Source organism: Burkholderia sp. IMCC1007 (assembly GCF_027257875.1).
GTDB lineage: Bacteria > Pseudomonadota > Gammaproteobacteria > Burkholderiales > Burkholderiaceae > Burkholderia.
On record NZ_JAPVQY010000003.1, the window covers coordinates 139,719 to 157,410 of the forward strand.

At 67.3% G+C, this 17,692-nt stretch carries 16 protein-coding genes; 13 read left to right on the forward strand and 3 right to left on the reverse strand.

All coding sequences use genetic code 11. The features are described from left to right. Positions 1-29 precede the first annotated feature (29 nt). The 13 genes from O1Q03_RS04745 (at position 30) to O1Q03_RS04805 (ending at position 14,607) form a co-directional block, all read left to right on the forward strand. Entirely contained in the window at positions 30-2,408 is a 2,379-nt protein-coding gene (locus tag O1Q03_RS04745; protein WP_269501881.1) for a DNA polymerase II, read from the forward strand. Positions 2,409-2,900: 492 nt separating this feature from the next. Next, complete coding sequence (locus tag O1Q03_RS04750) at positions 2,901-3,224, forward strand: DUF4148 domain-containing protein (RefSeq protein WP_332112512.1); 324 nt, start codon at positions 2,901-2,903, stop codon at positions 3,222-3,224. A 424-nt stretch (positions 3,225-3,648) separates the two neighbouring features. Further along, a complete protein-coding gene (locus O1Q03_RS04755; protein ID WP_269501883.1) occupies positions 3,649-4,482 on the forward strand; it encodes a substrate-binding periplasmic protein in 834 nt (277 codons plus the stop codon). Positions 4,483-4,579: 97 nt separating this feature from the next. Beyond that, entirely contained in the window at positions 4,580-5,419 is an 840-nt protein-coding gene (locus O1Q03_RS04760; RefSeq protein ID WP_269501885.1) for an amino acid ABC transporter ATP-binding protein, read from the forward strand. A 10-nt stretch (positions 5,420-5,429) separates the two neighbouring features. Continuing rightward, the gene (locus O1Q03_RS04765) at positions 5,430-6,101 is read left to right on the forward strand and encodes an amino acid ABC transporter permease (protein WP_269501887.1); all 672 of its coding nucleotides are present in this window, start codon (positions 5,430-5,432) and stop codon (positions 6,099-6,101) included. A gap of 10 nt (positions 6,102-6,111) precedes the next feature. After that, positions 6,112-6,777, forward strand: coding sequence for an amino acid ABC transporter permease (locus O1Q03_RS04770; protein ID WP_269501888.1), 666 nt, complete (start codon positions 6,112-6,114; stop codon positions 6,775-6,777). 31 nt (positions 6,778-6,808) lie between these two features. Next, positions 6,809-7,687: a dihydrodipicolinate synthase family protein gene (locus O1Q03_RS04775; protein ID WP_269501889.1), complete on the forward strand. Its 879-nt coding sequence runs from the start codon at positions 6,809-6,811 to the stop codon at positions 7,685-7,687. A 63-nt stretch (positions 7,688-7,750) separates the two neighbouring features. Then, positions 7,751-8,767: a 4-hydroxyproline epimerase gene (locus O1Q03_RS04780; protein ID WP_269501890.1), complete on the forward strand. Its 1,017-nt coding sequence runs from the start codon at positions 7,751-7,753 to the stop codon at positions 8,765-8,767. After that, the gene (locus O1Q03_RS04785) at positions 8,764-10,056 is read left to right on the forward strand and encodes an NAD(P)/FAD-dependent oxidoreductase (protein WP_269501892.1); all 1,293 of its coding nucleotides are present in this window, start codon (positions 8,764-8,766) and stop codon (positions 10,054-10,056) included. Before O1Q03_RS04780 ends, O1Q03_RS04785 begins: the two co-directional genes overlap by 4 nt. Positions 10,057-10,071: 15 nt before the next feature. Continuing rightward, positions 10,072-11,553 (forward strand): aldehyde dehydrogenase family protein, encoded by a 1,482-nt coding sequence (locus O1Q03_RS04790; protein WP_269501894.1) that lies wholly within the window; start codon positions 10,072-10,074, stop codon positions 11,551-11,553. A 15-nt stretch (positions 11,554-11,568) separates the two neighbouring features. Beyond that, a complete protein-coding gene (locus O1Q03_RS04795) occupies positions 11,569-12,615 on the forward strand; it encodes a proline racemase family protein (protein ID WP_269501895.1) in 1,047 nt (348 codons plus the stop codon). A 64-nt stretch (positions 12,616-12,679) separates the two neighbouring features. Further along, the gene (locus O1Q03_RS04800; RefSeq protein WP_269501896.1) at positions 12,680-13,387 is read left to right on the forward strand and encodes a GntR family transcriptional regulator; all 708 of its coding nucleotides are present in this window, start codon (positions 12,680-12,682) and stop codon (positions 13,385-13,387) included. A 98-nt stretch (positions 13,388-13,485) separates the two neighbouring features. Then, on the forward strand, positions 13,486-14,607 hold the full coding sequence (locus tag O1Q03_RS04805; RefSeq protein WP_269501897.1) for a J domain-containing protein: 1,122 nt from the start codon (positions 13,486-13,488) through the stop codon (positions 14,605-14,607). A gap of 58 nt (positions 14,608-14,665) precedes the next feature. Here the strand turns inward: O1Q03_RS04805 and O1Q03_RS04810 are convergent, their stop codons facing one another. The 3 genes from O1Q03_RS04810 to O1Q03_RS04820 form a co-directional block, all read right to left on the reverse strand. Then, positions 14,666-15,571 (reverse strand): LysR family transcriptional regulator, encoded by a 906-nt coding sequence (locus tag O1Q03_RS04810; RefSeq protein ID WP_269501898.1) that lies wholly within the window; start codon positions 15,569-15,571, stop codon positions 14,666-14,668. Positions 15,572-15,650: 79 nt separating this feature from the next. Beyond that, positions 15,651-16,895, reverse strand: a complete 1,245-nt coding sequence (locus tag O1Q03_RS04815; protein ID WP_269501899.1) for an acyl-CoA dehydrogenase family protein — start codon at positions 16,893-16,895, stop codon at positions 15,651-15,653. Between the two features lie 38 nt (positions 16,896-16,933). Beyond that, entirely contained in the window at positions 16,934-17,692 is a 759-nt protein-coding gene (locus O1Q03_RS04820) for an SDR family NAD(P)-dependent oxidoreductase (RefSeq protein WP_269501900.1), read from the reverse strand.

The following is a 17,692-nucleotide window of genomic DNA, read 5'->3' on the forward strand; positions in this document are numbered from 1 at the left end:
CGCCTGGGCATTCACCACGAGCAAGCGTTTTGACGGCGTTCGAGCAGGGTTTCATCCTCACCCGCCACTGGCGGGACACCGCGTCCGGCATCGAGATCGAGTTCTGGCTGGCAACCGAACACGGCCCGCGCCGCGTACGACTGCGCCCGCAGGAAGCCGTCGCGTTCGTGCCGGCCGAGCAGCAGGCGCTCGCCGAACGCGTGCTGGCCGGCGAACGCGAGGCCGAACTGCGTCCGCTCGCGCTGCGCGATTTCCGTCAGCGTCCGGTCGCCGGCCTCTACTGCCGGCGCTACCGCCATCTTTCCGGGCTCCAGAAGCGCCTCGCCGCGGCCGGCGTCGACGTCTACGAAGCCGACGTGCAGCCGCCCGACCGCTATACGATGGAGCGCTTCATCACGGCGCCCGTGCAGTTTCGCGGCGTGCCGGGCCGCGACGGCACGCTGGCCGATGGCGAACTGAAAAGCGCGACCGGCTATCGTCCGACGCTGCGCTGCGTGTCGCTCGACATCGAAACGAGCGTCCACGGCGAGCTGTATTCGATCGCGCTCGAAGGCTGCGGACAGCGGCAGGTCTACATGCTCGGCCCGCCGAACGGCGACACGCCCGCGGCCGCGCTCGACTTCCGGCTCGACTACTGCGACAGCCGGGCCGAGATGCTCGCGCGGCTCAACGCGTGGTTCGACGAACACGATCCCGATGCGGTGATCGGCTGGAACCTGGTGCAGTTCGACCTGCGCATCCTGCACGCGCACGCGGAGCAGTACGGCGTGCCGCTGACGCTCGGCCGCGGCGGCGGCGTGCTCGACTGGCGCGCGCACGGCCAGCAGCCCGACCACTTCTTCGCGGGCGCGGCCGGCCGGCTGATCCTCGACGGCATCGACATGCTGAAATCGGCGACGTGGACGTTCCCGTCGTTCAGCCTCGAATACGTGTCGCAGGCGCTGCTCGGTGAAGGCAAGTCGATCGACAATCCGTACCAGCGGATGGACGAGATCCAGCGCCGCTTCGATCACGACAAGCCCGCGCTCGCGCGCTACAACCTGAAGGACTGCGAGCTCGTCACGCGCATCTTCGACAAGGCCGACCTGCTGTCCTTCGCGCTCGAACGCGCGACCGTCACGGGCCTCGCGGCCGATCGCACCGGCGGCTCGGTCGCGGCGTTCACGCACCTGTACCTGCCGCGCATGCACCGGCTCGGCTACGTCGCGCCGAACCTCGGCGACGTGACGGGGCAGAACAGCCCCGGCGGCTTCGTGATGGATTCGCGGCCCGGCCTGTACGACTCGGTGCTCGTGTTCGACTACAAGAGCCTCTATCCGTCGATCATCCGCACGTTCCTGATCGACCCGGCCGGGCTGATCGAAGGGCTCGCGCATCCGGGCGACGACACCTCCGTGCCCGGCTTCCTCGGCGCGCGCTTCTCGCGCACCGCGCATTGCCTGCCGGACATCGTGCGACGCGTGTCGGAAGGCCGCGACGAAGCGAAACGGCAGCGCAACGCGCCGCTGTCGCAGGCGCTGAAGATCATCATGAACTCGTTCTACGGCGTGCTCGGCTCGACGGGCTGCCGCTTCTTCGATCCGCGCCTCGCGTCGTCGATCACGATGCGCGGCCACGAGATCATGCATCGCACGCGCGAGCTGATCGAAGCTCAGGGATACGAAGTGATCTACGGCGACACCGATTCGACGTTCGTGTGGCTCGGTCGCGCGCACGACGACGACGAAGCCGGCGCCAAGGGCCGCGCGCTCGTCGAGCACGTGAACCGCTGGTGGCGCGCGCACCTGCACGATCGCTTCGGGCTGGAGAGCGCGCTCGAGCTGCAGTACGAGCGGCATTACCGCCGCTTCCTGATGCCGACCGTGCGCGGCGCGGAGGAAGGCAGCAAGAAGCGCTATGCCGGCCTCGCGGCAACGGCCGACGGCGGCGAGGATCTCGTGTTCAAGGGGCTCGAAACGGTGCGCACCGACTGGACGCCGCTCGCGCAGCAGTTCCAGCGCGAGTTGTACCGGCGCGTGTTCCGGCGCGAGCCGTACCAGGAGTTCATTCGCGACTACGTGCGGCGCACGCTGGCCGGCGAATTCGACGACCAGCTCGTCTATCGCAAGCGCGTGCGCCGGCCACTGCGCGAATACGAGCGCAACGTGCCGCCGCACGTGCGCGCGGCGCGCATCGCCGACGAGTTCAATCATGCGCAGGGCCGGCCGCTGCAGTATCAGCGCGGCGGCTGGATCAGCTACGTGATGACGACGGCCGGCCCCGAGCCGCTCGAAACGATGCGCTCGCCGATCGATTATGCGTTCTACCTGAGCCGCCAGCTTCAGCCCGTCGCCGATGCGATCCTGCCGTTTTTGCGGGACGATTTCGAGCGCGTCATATCCGGGCAGGGGCAGTTGTTCGGCGACTGAGGGGCGCCATCCGGCCCGCTCAGGTTGCGCACGCAACGTATTTTTTCCCGCCGGCGCAACGTGTGTCGACCATTGGTCCGCCGATCGATCCGCAGCGGCATCGATCGGCATTCGCACGCACCCGCCTGCCGCTCGACACGTAAAAGCGATTGCCCCGGTCGGAAAGCCGGCTTGGACGGCGCGCCGGATCTCCGGCCTCGCGACCGGTGCACGCACCTACCGCCGGCCCGGCCGAGCGGCACGATCGATGCGCCCCGAGCTCGCCACGCCACGCAACGCCATGCACGTCAGGAACCGTCAATGCGGGTAGTACCGTCGCGGCGATCGCCGATGCGTAATCGCCGCGACATGCGCGTTGCTCACTGTCGCGCGTTCTGGAACACAGCAGGACAGGAATCGCCATTTATCCGGCCGTTCCGGGTTCCTAAACTTGCTCCATCGGTCCGGCCTGCCGCAGATGCGCTGAGCCGCAACGAACTGTCTGAGGAAATCGTGAAATCCATCATCGTTACCATCGCCTCCATCGCCGCTACGACCACCGCTCTGCTCGCCGCACCGGCCATGTCGTACGCGCAGTCGTCGCGATCCGCACTCACCCGCGCACAGGTGCGCCAGGAACTGCTCGACCTCGAATCGGTCGGCTACAACCCGTCGATCGGCGACGGGGACAGCTATCCGGACGACATCGTCGCCGCACAGGAACGCCTCGCGGCGAAGCGCGTCGCCCGAAACCAGAACGCCGAAGCGGCGTACGGGCCGAACGGCGTGCCGGGCACGTCGTCGGGCGCGCCAGCGGCGGCGGGCGCGCAGCAATGACGCGCCGCCAGGCGAAGCGGCAAGCATGGCGTCCCACGCCGAACCGCTCGCCGCCTGAAACAACGTCGCCGTCGTCGGCCCGGACGACGGCGTTCTGACTCCGCCTCTCCTCGATCACGCCAGTTCCGCCGAACGCGCGCCCCCGTCCGCCCGGACGCCAGCTGAACCTCCCGCCTTCCCCGTAGCCGCCGCCAGTTCCGCGCCGCGCCCCCTCCCCGCGCTCCACCGTCGTCCTCTCACGCCGGATGCCACGGACGACCTCCGTCGCCCCGGGGAAAACCCGCCCCCGTCACAGCACAACTTCTCGTTGACACAGCGATTTTTGCCCTCCTAATATGCACACAACGCTGCACACATCAAAACACACATGCTTGCGTGTCGCCAACAGCAGGATCCGGGTTTACCCATATCGAGTGAGGTCACCATGAATCGACTGTCCCGTTTCACCCGTCAAATCGCCGCGTGCACCGTGGCGGCGGCATCGTTGCTCGCCGCGGCGCGGTCGCAGGCTGTCGGGCCCGATGCCTGGGCCGCCGTAAAGAAGGCCGGCGTGCTCCGCTGTGGCGCGGCCGTCGCGCCGCCGTACGTGATGCGCGACCCGAAGACGGGCGCCTACAGCGGTTTCTTCTCGGATCTGTGCCGCGATTTCGGGCAGAACGTGCTGAAGGTGAAGGTCGAATTCGTCGACACGAGCTGGGACAACATCGTGGCCGGCCTGCAGTCGGACAAGTGGGATTTGTCACTCGCGCTGAACGACACGCCCGAGCGTGAGAAGGCCGTCGCGTTCTCCGCGCCGGCGACGGACTACAACGTCTCGTTCGTCTACAACAAGAACAACCCGAAGATCGCGAAGCCCCTGCGCTCGCTCGCCGACATCGACAAGCCGAACGTCACGGTCGCGGTGATGTCCGGCACGTCGCAGGACAAGGCGATTTCGGCCGAACTCAAACAGGCGCGGATCATGCGGCTGCCCGGCAACGACGAGACGCGCCTGTCGCTGATCTCGAAGCGCGCCGACCTGCTCGCCGACGCGAACATCACCAACATGCTGTTGACCGAAGCACACCCCGACTGGGCTGCCAGCTTCAATCCGGCCCCGCCGCTCGCGCAGCAGGAGGTCGCGTTCGGGCTGCGCAAGGACACGCCGAAGGCCGACCTCGACGTGCTCAACGACTACCTCGCCCGGCAGGTCAAGTCGGGCGCCGTGAACCGCCTGATCAAGACGTCCGTGCAGGCCATGCTGACGCCCGGCAAGTAAGCCGCGCCGCACCGGCAGGCCCGCCGCAGCGTCGACGGGCCTCGATCTACCGATTCGACTTTGTGCGCCGAGCTCGGGCGCAGCTGGAGAGACAGTCATGTTGTCGCCTCAAACGACGGCCGTCAGGTCGGCCATGCATCCCCTTTCGACCGCCCGCTTCGCCGCGTCCGCGCCGTCCGCCGATTTCGTACGTCTGCGCGACGTGCACAAGGCGTACGGCCCGAACCTCGTCGTGATGGACGGCATGAGCCTCGACATGCGCGCCGACGACCGGCTCGTGATCATCGGCCCGAGCGGCAGCGGCAAGAGCTCGCTGCTGCGCGTGATGATGGGCCTCGAAGGCATCCAGCGCGGCGAGATCGCGTTCCAGGGCGCGTCGTACATCCGCGGCGGCGACGCGCGCGGCGGCTGGCGCATCGACGCGAAACTGCAGAAGCAGGTCGGCATGGTGTTCCAGCACTACACGCTGTTTCCGCACCTGTCGGTGCTCGGCAACCTGATCCTCGCGCCCGTGCGGGTCGGCGGGCTGTCGAAGGCCGACGCCACCGAGCGCGCCCGCATGTATCTCGCGCGTCTCGGCCTCGAAAGCAAGCTGCACGCGTACCCGAGCCAGCTCTCCGGCGGCCAGAAGCAGCGCGTCGCGATCGCGCGCGCGCTGATGCTCGAACCGAAGCTGATGCTGTTCGACGAGGTGACGTCCGCGCTCGATCCGGAGATGGTCGTCGAAGTCCAAAACGTGATGCTGCAGCTCGCCGAGCAGAAGATGGCGATGATCATCGTCACGCACGACATGCACTTCGCGAAGGACATCGCCACGCGCGTGGTGTTCTGCGCGAACGGCAAGATCGTCGAGGAAGGCGCGCCGGACCAGATCTTCAAGTGTCCGAAGGAAGCGCGCACGCGGGAATTCCTCGAGAAAGTGCTGCATCTCGACTGAGGCCGAAGCCATGAACTATCACTTCGATTTCGGTTTCCTCGTGGCCAGCATCGGCGCGCTGCTCGACGGGCTGCGGGTGACCGTCGTGCTCGCGGTTGCCGCGAACGCGATGGGCCTCGTGCTCGGCTTCGTGCTGTGCCTGCTCGCGATGAGCCGCTGGACGCTCGTGCGCTGGCCCGCGCAGCTCTTCATCGAATTCTTCCGCTGCACGCCGGCGCTGCTGCAGATCATCTGGTTCTTCTATTGCATCCCGATGATGGTCGACGTGTTCATCGACCCGGTCGCAATGGGCGTGCTCGCGCTCGGGCTGAACCTGACCGCGTTCAACGCCGAAGCGTACCGCGCCGGCGTGCAGGCGGTGCCGAAGGAGCATCTCGACGCCGCGGTGGCGCTCGGTCTCAAGCCGTGGCAGCGCACGATCTTCGTCGTGCTGCCGCAGGCGCTGCGCAGCGCGATGCCGGTGCTGCTGACGAACGGCATCGGCAGCCTGCAGCAAAGCGCGCTGGTGGCGATCGTCGCGGTGGGCGACCTGATGTACGTCGCCAAGAGCGTCGCGACGCAGGCCTACCGGCCGCTCGAGACGTACTCGGTGGTCGCACTCGTGTATTTCGCGCTGTCGCTGCCGATCGCGAAACTCGTCAACGTCATCGAGCGTCGCCAGGACGCCGCCGTCCAGCGCTGAGGAGCCTGCCGTGAATCTCGATTTTGCCGTCGTCTGGCCGTACTGGCTCGTGCTCGCGAAGGGCCTCGGGCTGACGCTCGCGTTCACCGTGACCTGCGCGCTCGTCGGCAGCCTGCTCGGCTTCGTGCTGAGCCTGCTGCGGATGTCGCCGTCGCGCTGGCTGCGCGGGCCCGTCACCGCGTTCGTCGAATTCTTCCGCGGCACGCCGCTGCTGATCCAGCTGTTCTGGGTGTTCTTCTGCTTCCCGGTCGTGCTGCAGCTGCCGATTCCGCCGTACCTGTCGGTGCTGATTTCGCTGACGCTGTACATGGCAGCGATCACGAGCGAGACGTTTCGCGGCGCGCTGAAATCGATCGCCGGCGAGCAGCACGACGCATGCATCGCGCTGAGCCTGTCGCCGCACGTGAAGATCGTCTACGTGATCTTTCCGCAAGCGCTGCTGCGCGCGATTCCGCCGCTGCTGTCGAACGTCGTGAGCCTGTTCAAGGAGAGCGCGCTCATTTCGTCGGTGGGCATCGCCGACCTCATGTTCGTCGGCCAGAACATCTCGAACAGCACCGCACGACCCGTCGAGTTCCTGACCACGGTCGCCGTCATCTATTTCCTCGTCGCCTTTCCGCTGACCCGCATGGTCGGCGTAGTGGAGTCCAGGATGCTCAGGCGCTATGCCTACTAACCTTCAACGCACGTCAAGCCGGAGAAAACTCATGCAACTGAAAGGCATTCTGCCCGCCCTCGTCACGCCGTTCGATGCATCGGGCGCCGTCGATCACGACACGCTCGCGTCGATCCTCGAATATCAGCTCGCCGCGGGCGTCAGCGGCTTCGTGCCGCTCGGTTCGACGGGCGAGTACTACGCGCTCACGAACGACGAGCGCCGCGCGGTGATGAAGACCGTGCGCGAAGTGGTCGGCAATCGCGGCACGCTGATCGCCGGCGCGAACGGCTCGTCGACGCGCGAAGTGATCGAACAGGTGCGCCAGGCTCGCGATGCCGGCTACACGAACATCCTGATCGCGCCGCCGTACTATGCGCTGCCTTCGCAGGACGAACTGACCGGCCACTACGAAGCGATCCTCGCCGCGGTGACCGACGTGAACGTCATTCTGTACAACTACCCGGTGCGCACCAACGTCGAGGTCGGCTTCGGCGTGCTCGACGCGCTCAAGGATCATCCGCGCGTGATCGGCATCAAGGAAAGCAGCGGCAACCTGCTGCGCGCGATCGAGATCGGCGAAAAATACCGCGACCATTACCAGCTGTCGTGCGGCTCGGACGATCAGGCGCTCGACTTCTTCCTGTGGGGCGCGACGAGCTGGATCTGCGGGCCCGCGAACTGCTTCGCGAAACAGGTCGTCAGCTTCTACGACAGATTCTCATCCGGCGACATCGCGGGCGCGCAGAACGTGATGCGTTCGCTGTTCCCGGTGATGGCAAGCATGGAGTCGGGCAAGTTCATTCAGAAAGTGAAGTACGGTTGCGAGCTGGCCGGCTTCAAGGTCGGCAGCGCACGCATGCCGCTGCAGCCGCTGACCGACGACGAAAAAGCGGCGTTCCGCGCGATCTTCGAGGCATCGCAGGCGTAATACCGTAATGCGCTCCTGTGCCGGCGCCGCTGCGCGCCGGCACGCCGACCGGGGAATCCCAACATGACGATTCACAGCTTTACCTGTATCGAAGGCCATACCGAAGGCATGCCGGTGCGCATGGTGATCGATGGTGCGCCCGTGCTGCAGGGCGCGACGATGAACGCACGCCGCGAGGACTTCGTCGCGCATCACGACTGGGTGCGCCGCACGCTGATGCTGGAGCCGCGCGGCCATGCGCACATGTCGGGCACGATCTTCTACCCGCCCGTCAATGACAACGCCGATTTCAGCCTGCTGTTCATCGAGACGTCGGGCTGCCTGCCGATGTGCGGCCACGCGACGATCGGCTCGATCGCGTTCGCGATCGAGGAGCGTCTCGTCGTACCGAAGCAGCCGGGCATCGTGACGGTCGACGTGCCGGCCGGGCAGATCGTCGCGCGCTACGAGATGGACGGCGCGCGCGTGACGTCGGTGCGCTTCACCAACGTGCCGAGCTTCCTGCTCGCGCGCGACGTCGAGATCGAGGTTCCCGCGCTCGGCACGCTGGCCGTCGATATCGCGTACGGCGGCAACTTCTATCCGATCGTCGAGGTTCAGCCGAACTTCCCCGGCTGCGAGCATTTCACGCCGGACGAACTGCTGGCGTGGGGCCGCGACGTGCAGCGCGCGGTCAACGCGGCGCTCGACGTCGTGCACCCCGATCATCCGGCGATTCGCGGCGTGCACCATTGCATGTGGACGGGCAAGCCGATCGCGGATGATGCGCACGGCCGCGCGGTGGTGATCGCCGGAGACAGCCTCGTCGACCGTTCGCCGTGCGGCACCGGCAGCTCGGCACGCGTCGCGCAGCGCTTCGCGCGCGGCTGGCTGAAGGCCGGCGATGCGTATTGCCACGAGAGCCTGATCGGCAGCCGCTTCATCGGCCGCGTCGAAGCGGTTACGCGCCTCGACAGCGGGCTCGACGCCGTGCGGCCAAGCATCGAAGGGCGCGCGTGGGTGACCGGGCGCGCGCAGTATCGTGTCGATGCGTCCCAACCGTATGCGCACGGCTTCAGCCTGCAGGAGTTCGTCAATTGAATGCGATTCCGCGACCACACGCGCCCGCGGCGCCCGGTACGGCCCCGCAGGAAGCCGCCGTCGTGATCGGCGGCGGGATCGTCGGCGTGTGCTGCGCGCTCTATCTGCTGCGCGACGGCCGCGCCGTCACGCTGATCGATCCGGCCGCGCCGGGCGACAGCACCGCGAAATGGAGCTGCGGGCAGATGGCCGTCAGCGAGGTCATTCCGCTGTCGAAACCCGGGATCCTGATGAAGGTGCCGCGCTGGCTGATGGACCAGAGGGGGCCGCTCGCGCTGCGGCCCGGCGCGCTGCCCGGCATCCTGCCGTGGTTCTTCCGGTTCGTCGCGTCGGCCCGTCACGCGAAGATCGTGGCGATCGCGCAGGCGATGGCCACGCTCACGCACGACGTCTACCCCGATTACGCGCCGCTGCTCGACGCGTGCGGCGAACGCGCGCTATTAGGCCAGCGCCCGGTGCTCGAGGTGTTCGATGATCCGGCCGGCATCGCGCATGAACAGCCGCATCTCGATCTGCGGCAATCGCTCGGGTTCGCGTCGCAGCGGCTGAGCGCCGCCGACATCGGCGATCTCGAACCGGCGCTCGCCGGCCGGTTCAAGCATGGACTGCTGTTCCCCGACTGGCGCGCGGTCAACGATACCGAAGGCTTCATCGCGGCGCTCACCGCCAGCTTCGAAGCGCAAGGCGGACGCCGCATCCGTGCGAATGCCACGCGCATCGACGAAGCCGACGGACGCGCGACCGGCGTGACGCTCGCGAATGGCGAGCGACTCGCGGCCGATCACGTGGTGGTCGCGGCCGGCACCGGTTCGCGGCAATTCTTCGGCCAGCTCGGCGTGCGCGTGCCGCTTGAAGGCATCGCCGGCTACCAGGCGCTGGTGACCGATCCGGGCGTCGAGTTCCGTCACTCCGTGATCTATGCGGACGGCGGCTTCTGCTTCAGCCCGATGACGCGCGGGCTGCAAATCGGTGGCACCATCGAGTTCGCGGGCCGCGACGCGGCACCGAACTTCCGGCGCGCGGACATCATCCTGGAGAAGGCCAAACGCATCCTGCCCGAGCTGCAGACCGCCCGCGTCGAGTACGGCGTCGGCTATCGGCCGTTCCTGCCCGACACGAAACCGGTGATCGACCGCTCGAAGCGGCTGCCGAACGTCATCATGGCGTTCGGCCACGGCCAGCTCGGGCTCACGCTCGGCGCAACTACGGGGCGCCTGGTCGGCGACCTCGCCGCAGGCCGTCCGACGCGGCAGGACCTGGCGCCGTTCAGCGCTTATCGCTTCGCCTGACCTACGAGACTCTTCATGCAATCCTACGAACGACTTTTCATCGACGGCCGCTGGGTAGCGCCCGTTCACGGCCGTACCTTCGATACGCTCGATCCGAGCGACGAAACAGTGATCGCAAAGGTGGCCGCCGCCACCGCCGAAGACATCGACGCTGCGGTCAACGCCGCGCGCCGCGCGTTCGACGCAGGCCCGTGGCCGCGCATGAGCGGCGCGCAGCGCGCTGCCGTGCTGCGCGCGATCGCGCAAGGGATCCGCGACCGCCTGCCCGAGCTCGCCGAGCTCGAAGTGCGCGACAACGGCAAGCCGCTGCCCGAAGCGCTGTGGGATCTGGGCGACGCCGCCGGTTGCTTCGACTTCTATGCGGGGCTTGCCGAACAGCTCGACGGCAGCGCCGAGACGCCGGTGCCGCTCGCGGACGAACGCTTCAGCACGGTCGTGCGCAAGGAGCCGATCGGCGTGGCCGGCGCGATCATCCCGTGGAATTTTCCGCTGCTGATGGCCGCGTGGAAGGTCGCGCCCGCCCTCGCGGCCGGCTGCACGATGGTGTTGAAGCCATCCGAGCTGACGCCACTCACCGCACTGGAACTCGCCGGCATCGCCGATGCGGCCGGATTGCCGGCCGGCGTGCTGAACGTCGTGACGGGCCTCGGCACGGACGCCGGCGCGCCGCTCGCCGACCATCCGGGCATCGACAAGCTCGCCTTCACCGGCAGCGTGCCGACCGGCAGCCGGATCATGCAGGCGGCCGCGCGCGACATCAAGAACGTGAGCCTCGAACTCGGCGGCAAGTCGCCATTCGTCGTGTTCGGCGACAGCGATCTCGAAGCGGCCGTCGAATGGATCCTGTTCGGCATCTTCTGGAACCAGGGCGAAGTGTGTTCGGCCACGTCGCGCGTGCTGGTCGAACGCTCGCTGTATGCGCCGCTCGTCGAGCGGCTCGCTCAGGAAGCGCGCAAGATCACCATCGGCAACGGCCGCGACGACGGCGTGTTGCTCGGCCCGCTCGTGAGCCGCGGGCAGTACGACAAGGTGCGGGAAGCGATCGCTCGCGGCCGCGACGAAGGCGCGCGACTCGTGACGGGCGGTGCGCGGCCCGCGCATCTCGAACGCGGCTACTTCATCGAGCCGGCCGTGTTCGCCGACGTGCCGGAAGACAGCTGGATCTGGCGCGAGGAAATCTTCGGGCCGGTGGTGTGCGTGCGGCCGTTCGATACCGAAGACGAAGCGGTACGCTCGGCCAACGATTCGCGCTTCGGTCTCGCGGCAGCGGTCATGTCGGCCGATCTGCCGCGCTGCGAGCGCGTGGCACGCGCGATGCGCGCCGGTATCGTATGGATCAACTGCTCGCAGCCGACGTTCACGGAAGCGCCGTGGGGCGGTTACAAGCAGAGCGGGATCGGGCGCGAACTCGGCGAATGGGGGCTGAACAACTACCTCGAGATCAAGCAGATCACGCGCTACGACAGCGACAAGCCCTGGGGCTGGTACATCAAGTAGGAAGGTGAATCGATCATGCGCTGGAACAAAACGCTGCAGCTCGTCGACGTGCATTGCGAGGGCGAGATCGGAAAGGTCATCACCGGCGGCGTCCTCGACGTGCCGGGCAAGACCATGCTCGACAAGATGAACCACATCAACGATACCGACGACAGCTTGCGGCGCCTCGTCGTGCTCGAGCCGCGCGGCTGCCTGCAGATGTCGGTCAACCTGCTGCTGCCGCCGACACGGCCGGAAGCACACGCCGGCTTCATCGTACTGCAGGCCGACAAGGCGCATCCGATGTCGGGCAGCAACTGCATCTGCGTCGTCACCGCACTGCTCGAACTCGGGATGGTATCGATGCAGGAACCCGAGACCACCGTCGTGCTCGACACGCCGGCCGGGCTCGTCACCGCGCGGGCCGCGTGCCGCGACGGCCGCTGCGTCGGCGTGTCGCTCGACATGGTGCCGGCGTTCGTCGAGCACCTCGACGTCGACGTGCATACACCGGACTTCGGCACGATCAAGGCCGACATCGCGTTCGGCGGCGTGTACTACGCGCTCGTCGACGTCGACCAGATCGGGCTCGACATCGCGCCGGGCAACGCGCGCGAGCTCGCGGCGCAAGGCGTTCGGCTCAGGGAGATCATCAACCGTCAGGTCGCGGTGCGGCATCCGCTGTACCCGGAGATCGACGAAGTCGCGTACGTGATGTTCCGCAACCGTGTCGATGACACGGTGTACCAGACCTGCACGACGCTGCCGCCCGGCCGGGTCGACCGTTCTCCATGCGGCACCGGCAGCTCGGCGAACCTCGCGACGCTCGCCGCGCGCGGGCGCGTGCAGGTGGGCGACGTCCTCACGTCGCGCTCGACGATCGGCGGCGAATTCCGCGTCGAACTGCTCGGCACGACCGAAGTGGGCGGCCGGCCGGCCGTGCTGCCGCGCGTGACCGGGCGCGCGTGGGTGTTCGGGTTCCAGCAGCTCGGCGTCGATCCCGACGATCCGCTGGCCGCGGGATTCATGCTCAGCGACACGTGGGGCGACGGATTCGGGCCATCGTCGACGTCAGACACGTGAGGGCGCGATGCTAAACTCCAGAGCGCGCCCGGTGACCCGGGCCGATTACAGGAAGGGTGGCGAGATGAGCAAAGAGGCCGTTGAAACCGAAGGTGGCGGCCGCCGGCACGGCGGGCGGTATGTGTATGAGGAATTGCGCAAGCAGATCCTGACGCTCAAGCTCAAGCCCGGCGTGCAGCTCGACGAAATCTCGCTGGCCGCGCAGTTCGGGCTGTCGCGCTCGCCGGTGCGCGACGCGATCGCGCGGCTCAGCAGCGAGGGGCTCGTCACGGTGCTGCCGAATCGCACGACGCTCGTCACACCGTTCGAGATCGAGGAATTCCCGAAATACATCTCGGCGCTCGACCTGATCCAGCGCGCGGTCACGCGGCTCGCGGCCACGCAGCGCTCCGACGCCGATCTCGCGAAGATCCGCAAGGCCGACGACGTGTACATGGAAGCCGTCGCGAGCGGCGATTTCCAGGCGATGTCGGAGACCAACAAGGCGCTGCACATGGCGATCGCGCACGCGGCGAACAATCCGTATTTCGTGGGCTACTACGAGCGGCTGCTCGGCGAAGGCCAGCGCCTGCTTCATCTGCACTTCGATTTCACGGTCAGTTCGCCGACGGCGGCCAAGCTCGGCCGCGACCACGACGAACTGATCGACGCGATCGCGCGGCGCGATGCCGATGCGGCCGAGCGGGCCGCGCACGAACACACGATGCTGTTCCAGAAGCGCTTCCTCGACTACATGAAGCAGAACATGACGGAATCGATGGCGGTGCTGTAACGCAGCGGCACCGGAATGCCGCCGGCCGGAACTGGCGTGCCGGTCCGGCTAAAATACCGGCCTGCCGCGCGTCCCGCCGCGGCCGGAGGATATTCACCATGACCGCACGTCGCGGTGCCGAGGTCGCGATCGCGCCCGGTCACGACACAGCCAGCCTGTCGAAAGCCCAGAAAACGTTCAATACGCTCGTCAAGCAGATCGAAAAGCGCCGCGAGCGGCTCGGCGCGTGGGACGCCGTGATGCCGGCGTTCCAGAAGAAATTCATCGACGGGCTGTTGCCGCTCGAACAGCAAGCGACGGCGCTGCGGATCCGGTTGATCCACCTGCTCGACGACGCATTCCTGCAGAAGGGCCTGAGCAAGGCCGAGCAGCGCACGCTGTCCGATCTGATCGCCGATATGGCGGGCGATTTGCTGAACGCGAGCGACGATGCCGGGCTGAAGGCCATTTACGACCGGCATCGCGCGTCCGCGAGCGTCGGCAACGCCGCGGCCGAGCGGGAGCCGACGAAACGGGAACCGGACGCTGATCCGGAACCGCCGGAAGATCTCGACACACTGTCGCCCGACGAACTCGCCGCGCGGATGCAGGCCGAACTCGACGCGCAGTTCGAACGCGAGATGGCCGCCCACGCGGCCCGTGAGGCGCAGCGCGCGAAGCGCAAGAAAGCACCGAAGCAATCGGCCGCGCAGGCGCGGATCGAAGCCGAACAGGCCGAATCGAGCAAGTCGATCCGCGAGATCTATCGCAAGCTCGCCAGCGCGTTGCATCCCGATCGCGAAACCGATCCGCTGGAACAGCAGCGCAAGACCGTGCTGATGCAGCGGGTCAACCGCGCTTACGAGAAGGGCAACCTGCTGCAGCTGCTCGAACTGCAGCTGGAGATCGAACAGATCGACCGCCGTGCAATCGACGGGCTCAGCGAAGCGCGGCTCGCGCGCTACAACGCGATCCTCGACGAGCAACTGCGCGAACTCGATCAGGAGATCGAGCACGTGGAGCGCGATTTCCGGCGCACGTACGGGATCGCATCGTCCACCCAGGTCGCGCCCGACACCGTCATCCGCATGCTCGCGCGCGACATCGCCGGCATGCAGCGCGGCAATCAGGACCTGACCGTCGCGCTGCGCGAGTTCGAGGATCCGGACAAGGTCCGGGACTGGCTGAAGGACATGAAGCGGCGGCCGCTATCGTCGCGCTTCGACGACGATTCGTTTTGAGCGAACACGCGCACGCACACGCGCGCTCACGGAAGTGCCGACGCGCGGCCCGCGCGCATCACTGCCCGCCGCCGATCCCGCCCATCAGCGTCATCAGCTGCTCCCGCAGCCACTGGCTCCCCTGATCCTGATCGGCACTGCGATGCCAGTAGCAGAAGTATTCGAGCGCCGGCATCTCGAACGGCAGCTCCAGGATCCGCGCCGGGTAGCGCCGCAGCAGCCGCAGCGGCGCGGTCAGCGCGAGATCGCCGCGCATCGCGATCAGCGGCGCGACCATGTAGTGCTGCACGCGCATCTGGATGTTGCGGCGCAGCCCGAGCCGCGTCAGTTCCGCATCGACGTGCCCGCTGCCCTTGCGGCGGCTCGACACGTGGATGTGCCCCATCGACAGGTAGTCGTCCATGGTCAGCGTATCGCCGTCGAACGGATGATCGTTGCGGATCATGCACGCGTAGCGGTCGCGCACGAGCAGCGCCTGGTGCAGGTGCGGATCGGCGATCAGCGGCGCGTCGATCGCGATGTCGACGGAGCCGTTGGCGAGCGCGGTCGCGACTTCGCGGCGGTCCATCGTATAGCTGCGCACGTGCATGCCGGGCGCATGCGTCTGCAGCAGTTCGCCGAGCGCCGGCAACAGCAGCGCCTCGGTCAGGTCGCTCATGCTGAGCCGGAACACGCGTTCGGACGAAGCAGGGTCGAACACGTCGCCTTCGTGCGCGCTGGAATCGAGCAGCTGCAGCGCCTCGCGCACGCGGCCGACGATGTTCTCGGCCATCGGCGTCGGCATCATCCCGGCCGGCGTGCTCACGAACAGCGGATCGTTCAGCGTCTTGCGCAGCCGCGCCAGCGCGTTGCTGACGGCGGGCTGCGTGAGGTTCAGCACCTCGGCCGCGCGCGTCAGGTTGCGCTTGTTGTAGATCGCCTCGAATACGACGAACAGGTTCAGATCAATCTTCGAAAGGCGCATCGCCGGATCTCCTTGCCGGCATCTTAATACGGCGTGCGCCTCCCGTTCGCCCACGTCGCTCTCCCGCGCAAAGCGACGCTCAACCGCGCGGCGGGCGCGTCAGATACGGCTCGGTCGACCCGCGCACGGCGTCCTTGACCTCCATCCGCGCGATGGCCTGCAGGTGCACCTCGTCCGGGCCGTCGGCGAAGCGCAGTGCGCGGCCCCAGGTCCACAGGTCGGCCAACGGCGTATCGGGGCTCAGCCCGGCCGCGCCGAATACCTGGATCGCGCGATCGCACACGTCCGTATAAACGGTCGGCACGAGCGCCTTGATCATCGAGATTTCCTTGCGCGCGGCCTTCGCGCCGACCTTGTCGATCATCCACGCGGCCTTCAGCACGAGCAGGCGCGCCTGGTCGATCTCGATGCGCGAGCGCGCGATCCATTCGCCGATCGTGCCGTGGCGGTTCAGCGGCTTGCCGAACGCTTCACGCGACTGCGCGCGGTCGATCATCAGCTCCAGCGCGAGCTCGGCCGCGCCGATCGAACGCATGCAGTGGTGAATACGGCCCGGGCCGAGGCGCGCCTGCGCGAGCGCGAAACCGCTGCCTTCCTCGCCGAGCAGGTTGCGCGCCGGCACGCGCACGTTGTCGAACGTGATCTCGCAGTGCCCTTCCGGCGCGTAGTGATTGATCACCGTGATGTTGCGCACGATCGTCAGGCCCGGCGTGTCGCGCGGCACGAGGATCATGCTCTGCTGCTGGTGCGATTCCGCATCGGGGTCGGTCTTGCCCATCACGATGAAGATCTTGCAGTTCGGATGCGCGGCGTTCGTGATGAACCACTTGCGGCCGTTGATCACGTAGTCGTCGCCGTCGCGCACGATGCGCGTCGTGATGTTGGTCGCATCCGACGACGCGACGTCGGGCTCCGTCATCGCGAACGCGGAGCGGATCTCGCCGCGCAGCAGCGGCAGCAGCCACTGTTCGCGCTGCTCCGGCGTCGCGAACATGTGCAGCAGCTCCATGTTGCCGGTGTCCGGCGCATTGCAGTTGAACACTTCCGACGCCCAGCTCACGCGCCCCATGATCTCGGCGAGCGGCGCGTATTCGAGGTTGGTCAGGCCCATGCCCGGCTCGTCGTCCTTCAGGTGCGGCAGGAACAGGTTCCACAGCCCTTCGGCCTTCGCGCGTTCCTTCAACGCTTCCATGAACGACACGGGGTACTGCCCCGCATGCACTTCCTCGTTCCACTGACGGATGCGCGGCACGATGTGCGCATCCATGAACGCGCGCACGCGTTCGCGCAGTTCTTCCACTTTCGGGGTGTAGCCAAAGTCCATGATCGACTCCTCGAGATTCCGTTTTCCGTTCGTTCGGTTCAGAAGGCCGAGACGCCGCCGTCGACGGCGACGGCCTGCCCGGTCAGATAGGTGTTTTCCTTCGCGCACAGCATCAGCATCGCCGCGACGACTTCGTCGGGCCGGCCGAGCCGCTTCATCGGCGAGCCCTGTGCGAGAAAGTCCTGGCGGTCGCCGATATCGCTGTCGGTCACCATCGGCGTCGTGCTGTAGAACGGGCACACCGCGTTCACGCGAATGCCGTGGCGCGCGTATTCGAGCGCGGCCGTCTTCGTGAGCCCGACCACCGCGTGTTTCGACGCCGCATAGGCGGCGAGCTTCGGCGCGCCGCCGAGCCCGGCCATCGACGCGACGTTCAGGATCACGCCTTCGCGCTGCTTGAGCATCTGGCGGATCTGGTGCTTCATCCCGAAGAACACGCCCTTCGCGTTCACCGCGAAGCTCAGGTCGAGATCGGCTTCGTCGGTATCGACCAGCGCCTTCATCGGCGGGGCGATGCCCGCGTTGTTGATGCCGACGTCGAGCCGTTCGAAGCCCGCGACCGCCGCCTGCACCAGCAACGCGACGTCGGCTTCGACACGCACGTCGCAGCGCTGCGCGATCACGTCGGTACCGGCCGCGCGCAGCCGCGCGGCGAGGCGTTCGAGCGCGGCCTCGTTCACGTCGCCGAGCGCGAGCCGCGCGCCCATCGCGGCGAGTTCGCTCGCGAGCAGCGCGCCGAAGCCGCTCGCGGCGCCGGTGATCATCACGGATTGGCCGGCATAGCTGTCGAGTTTCAT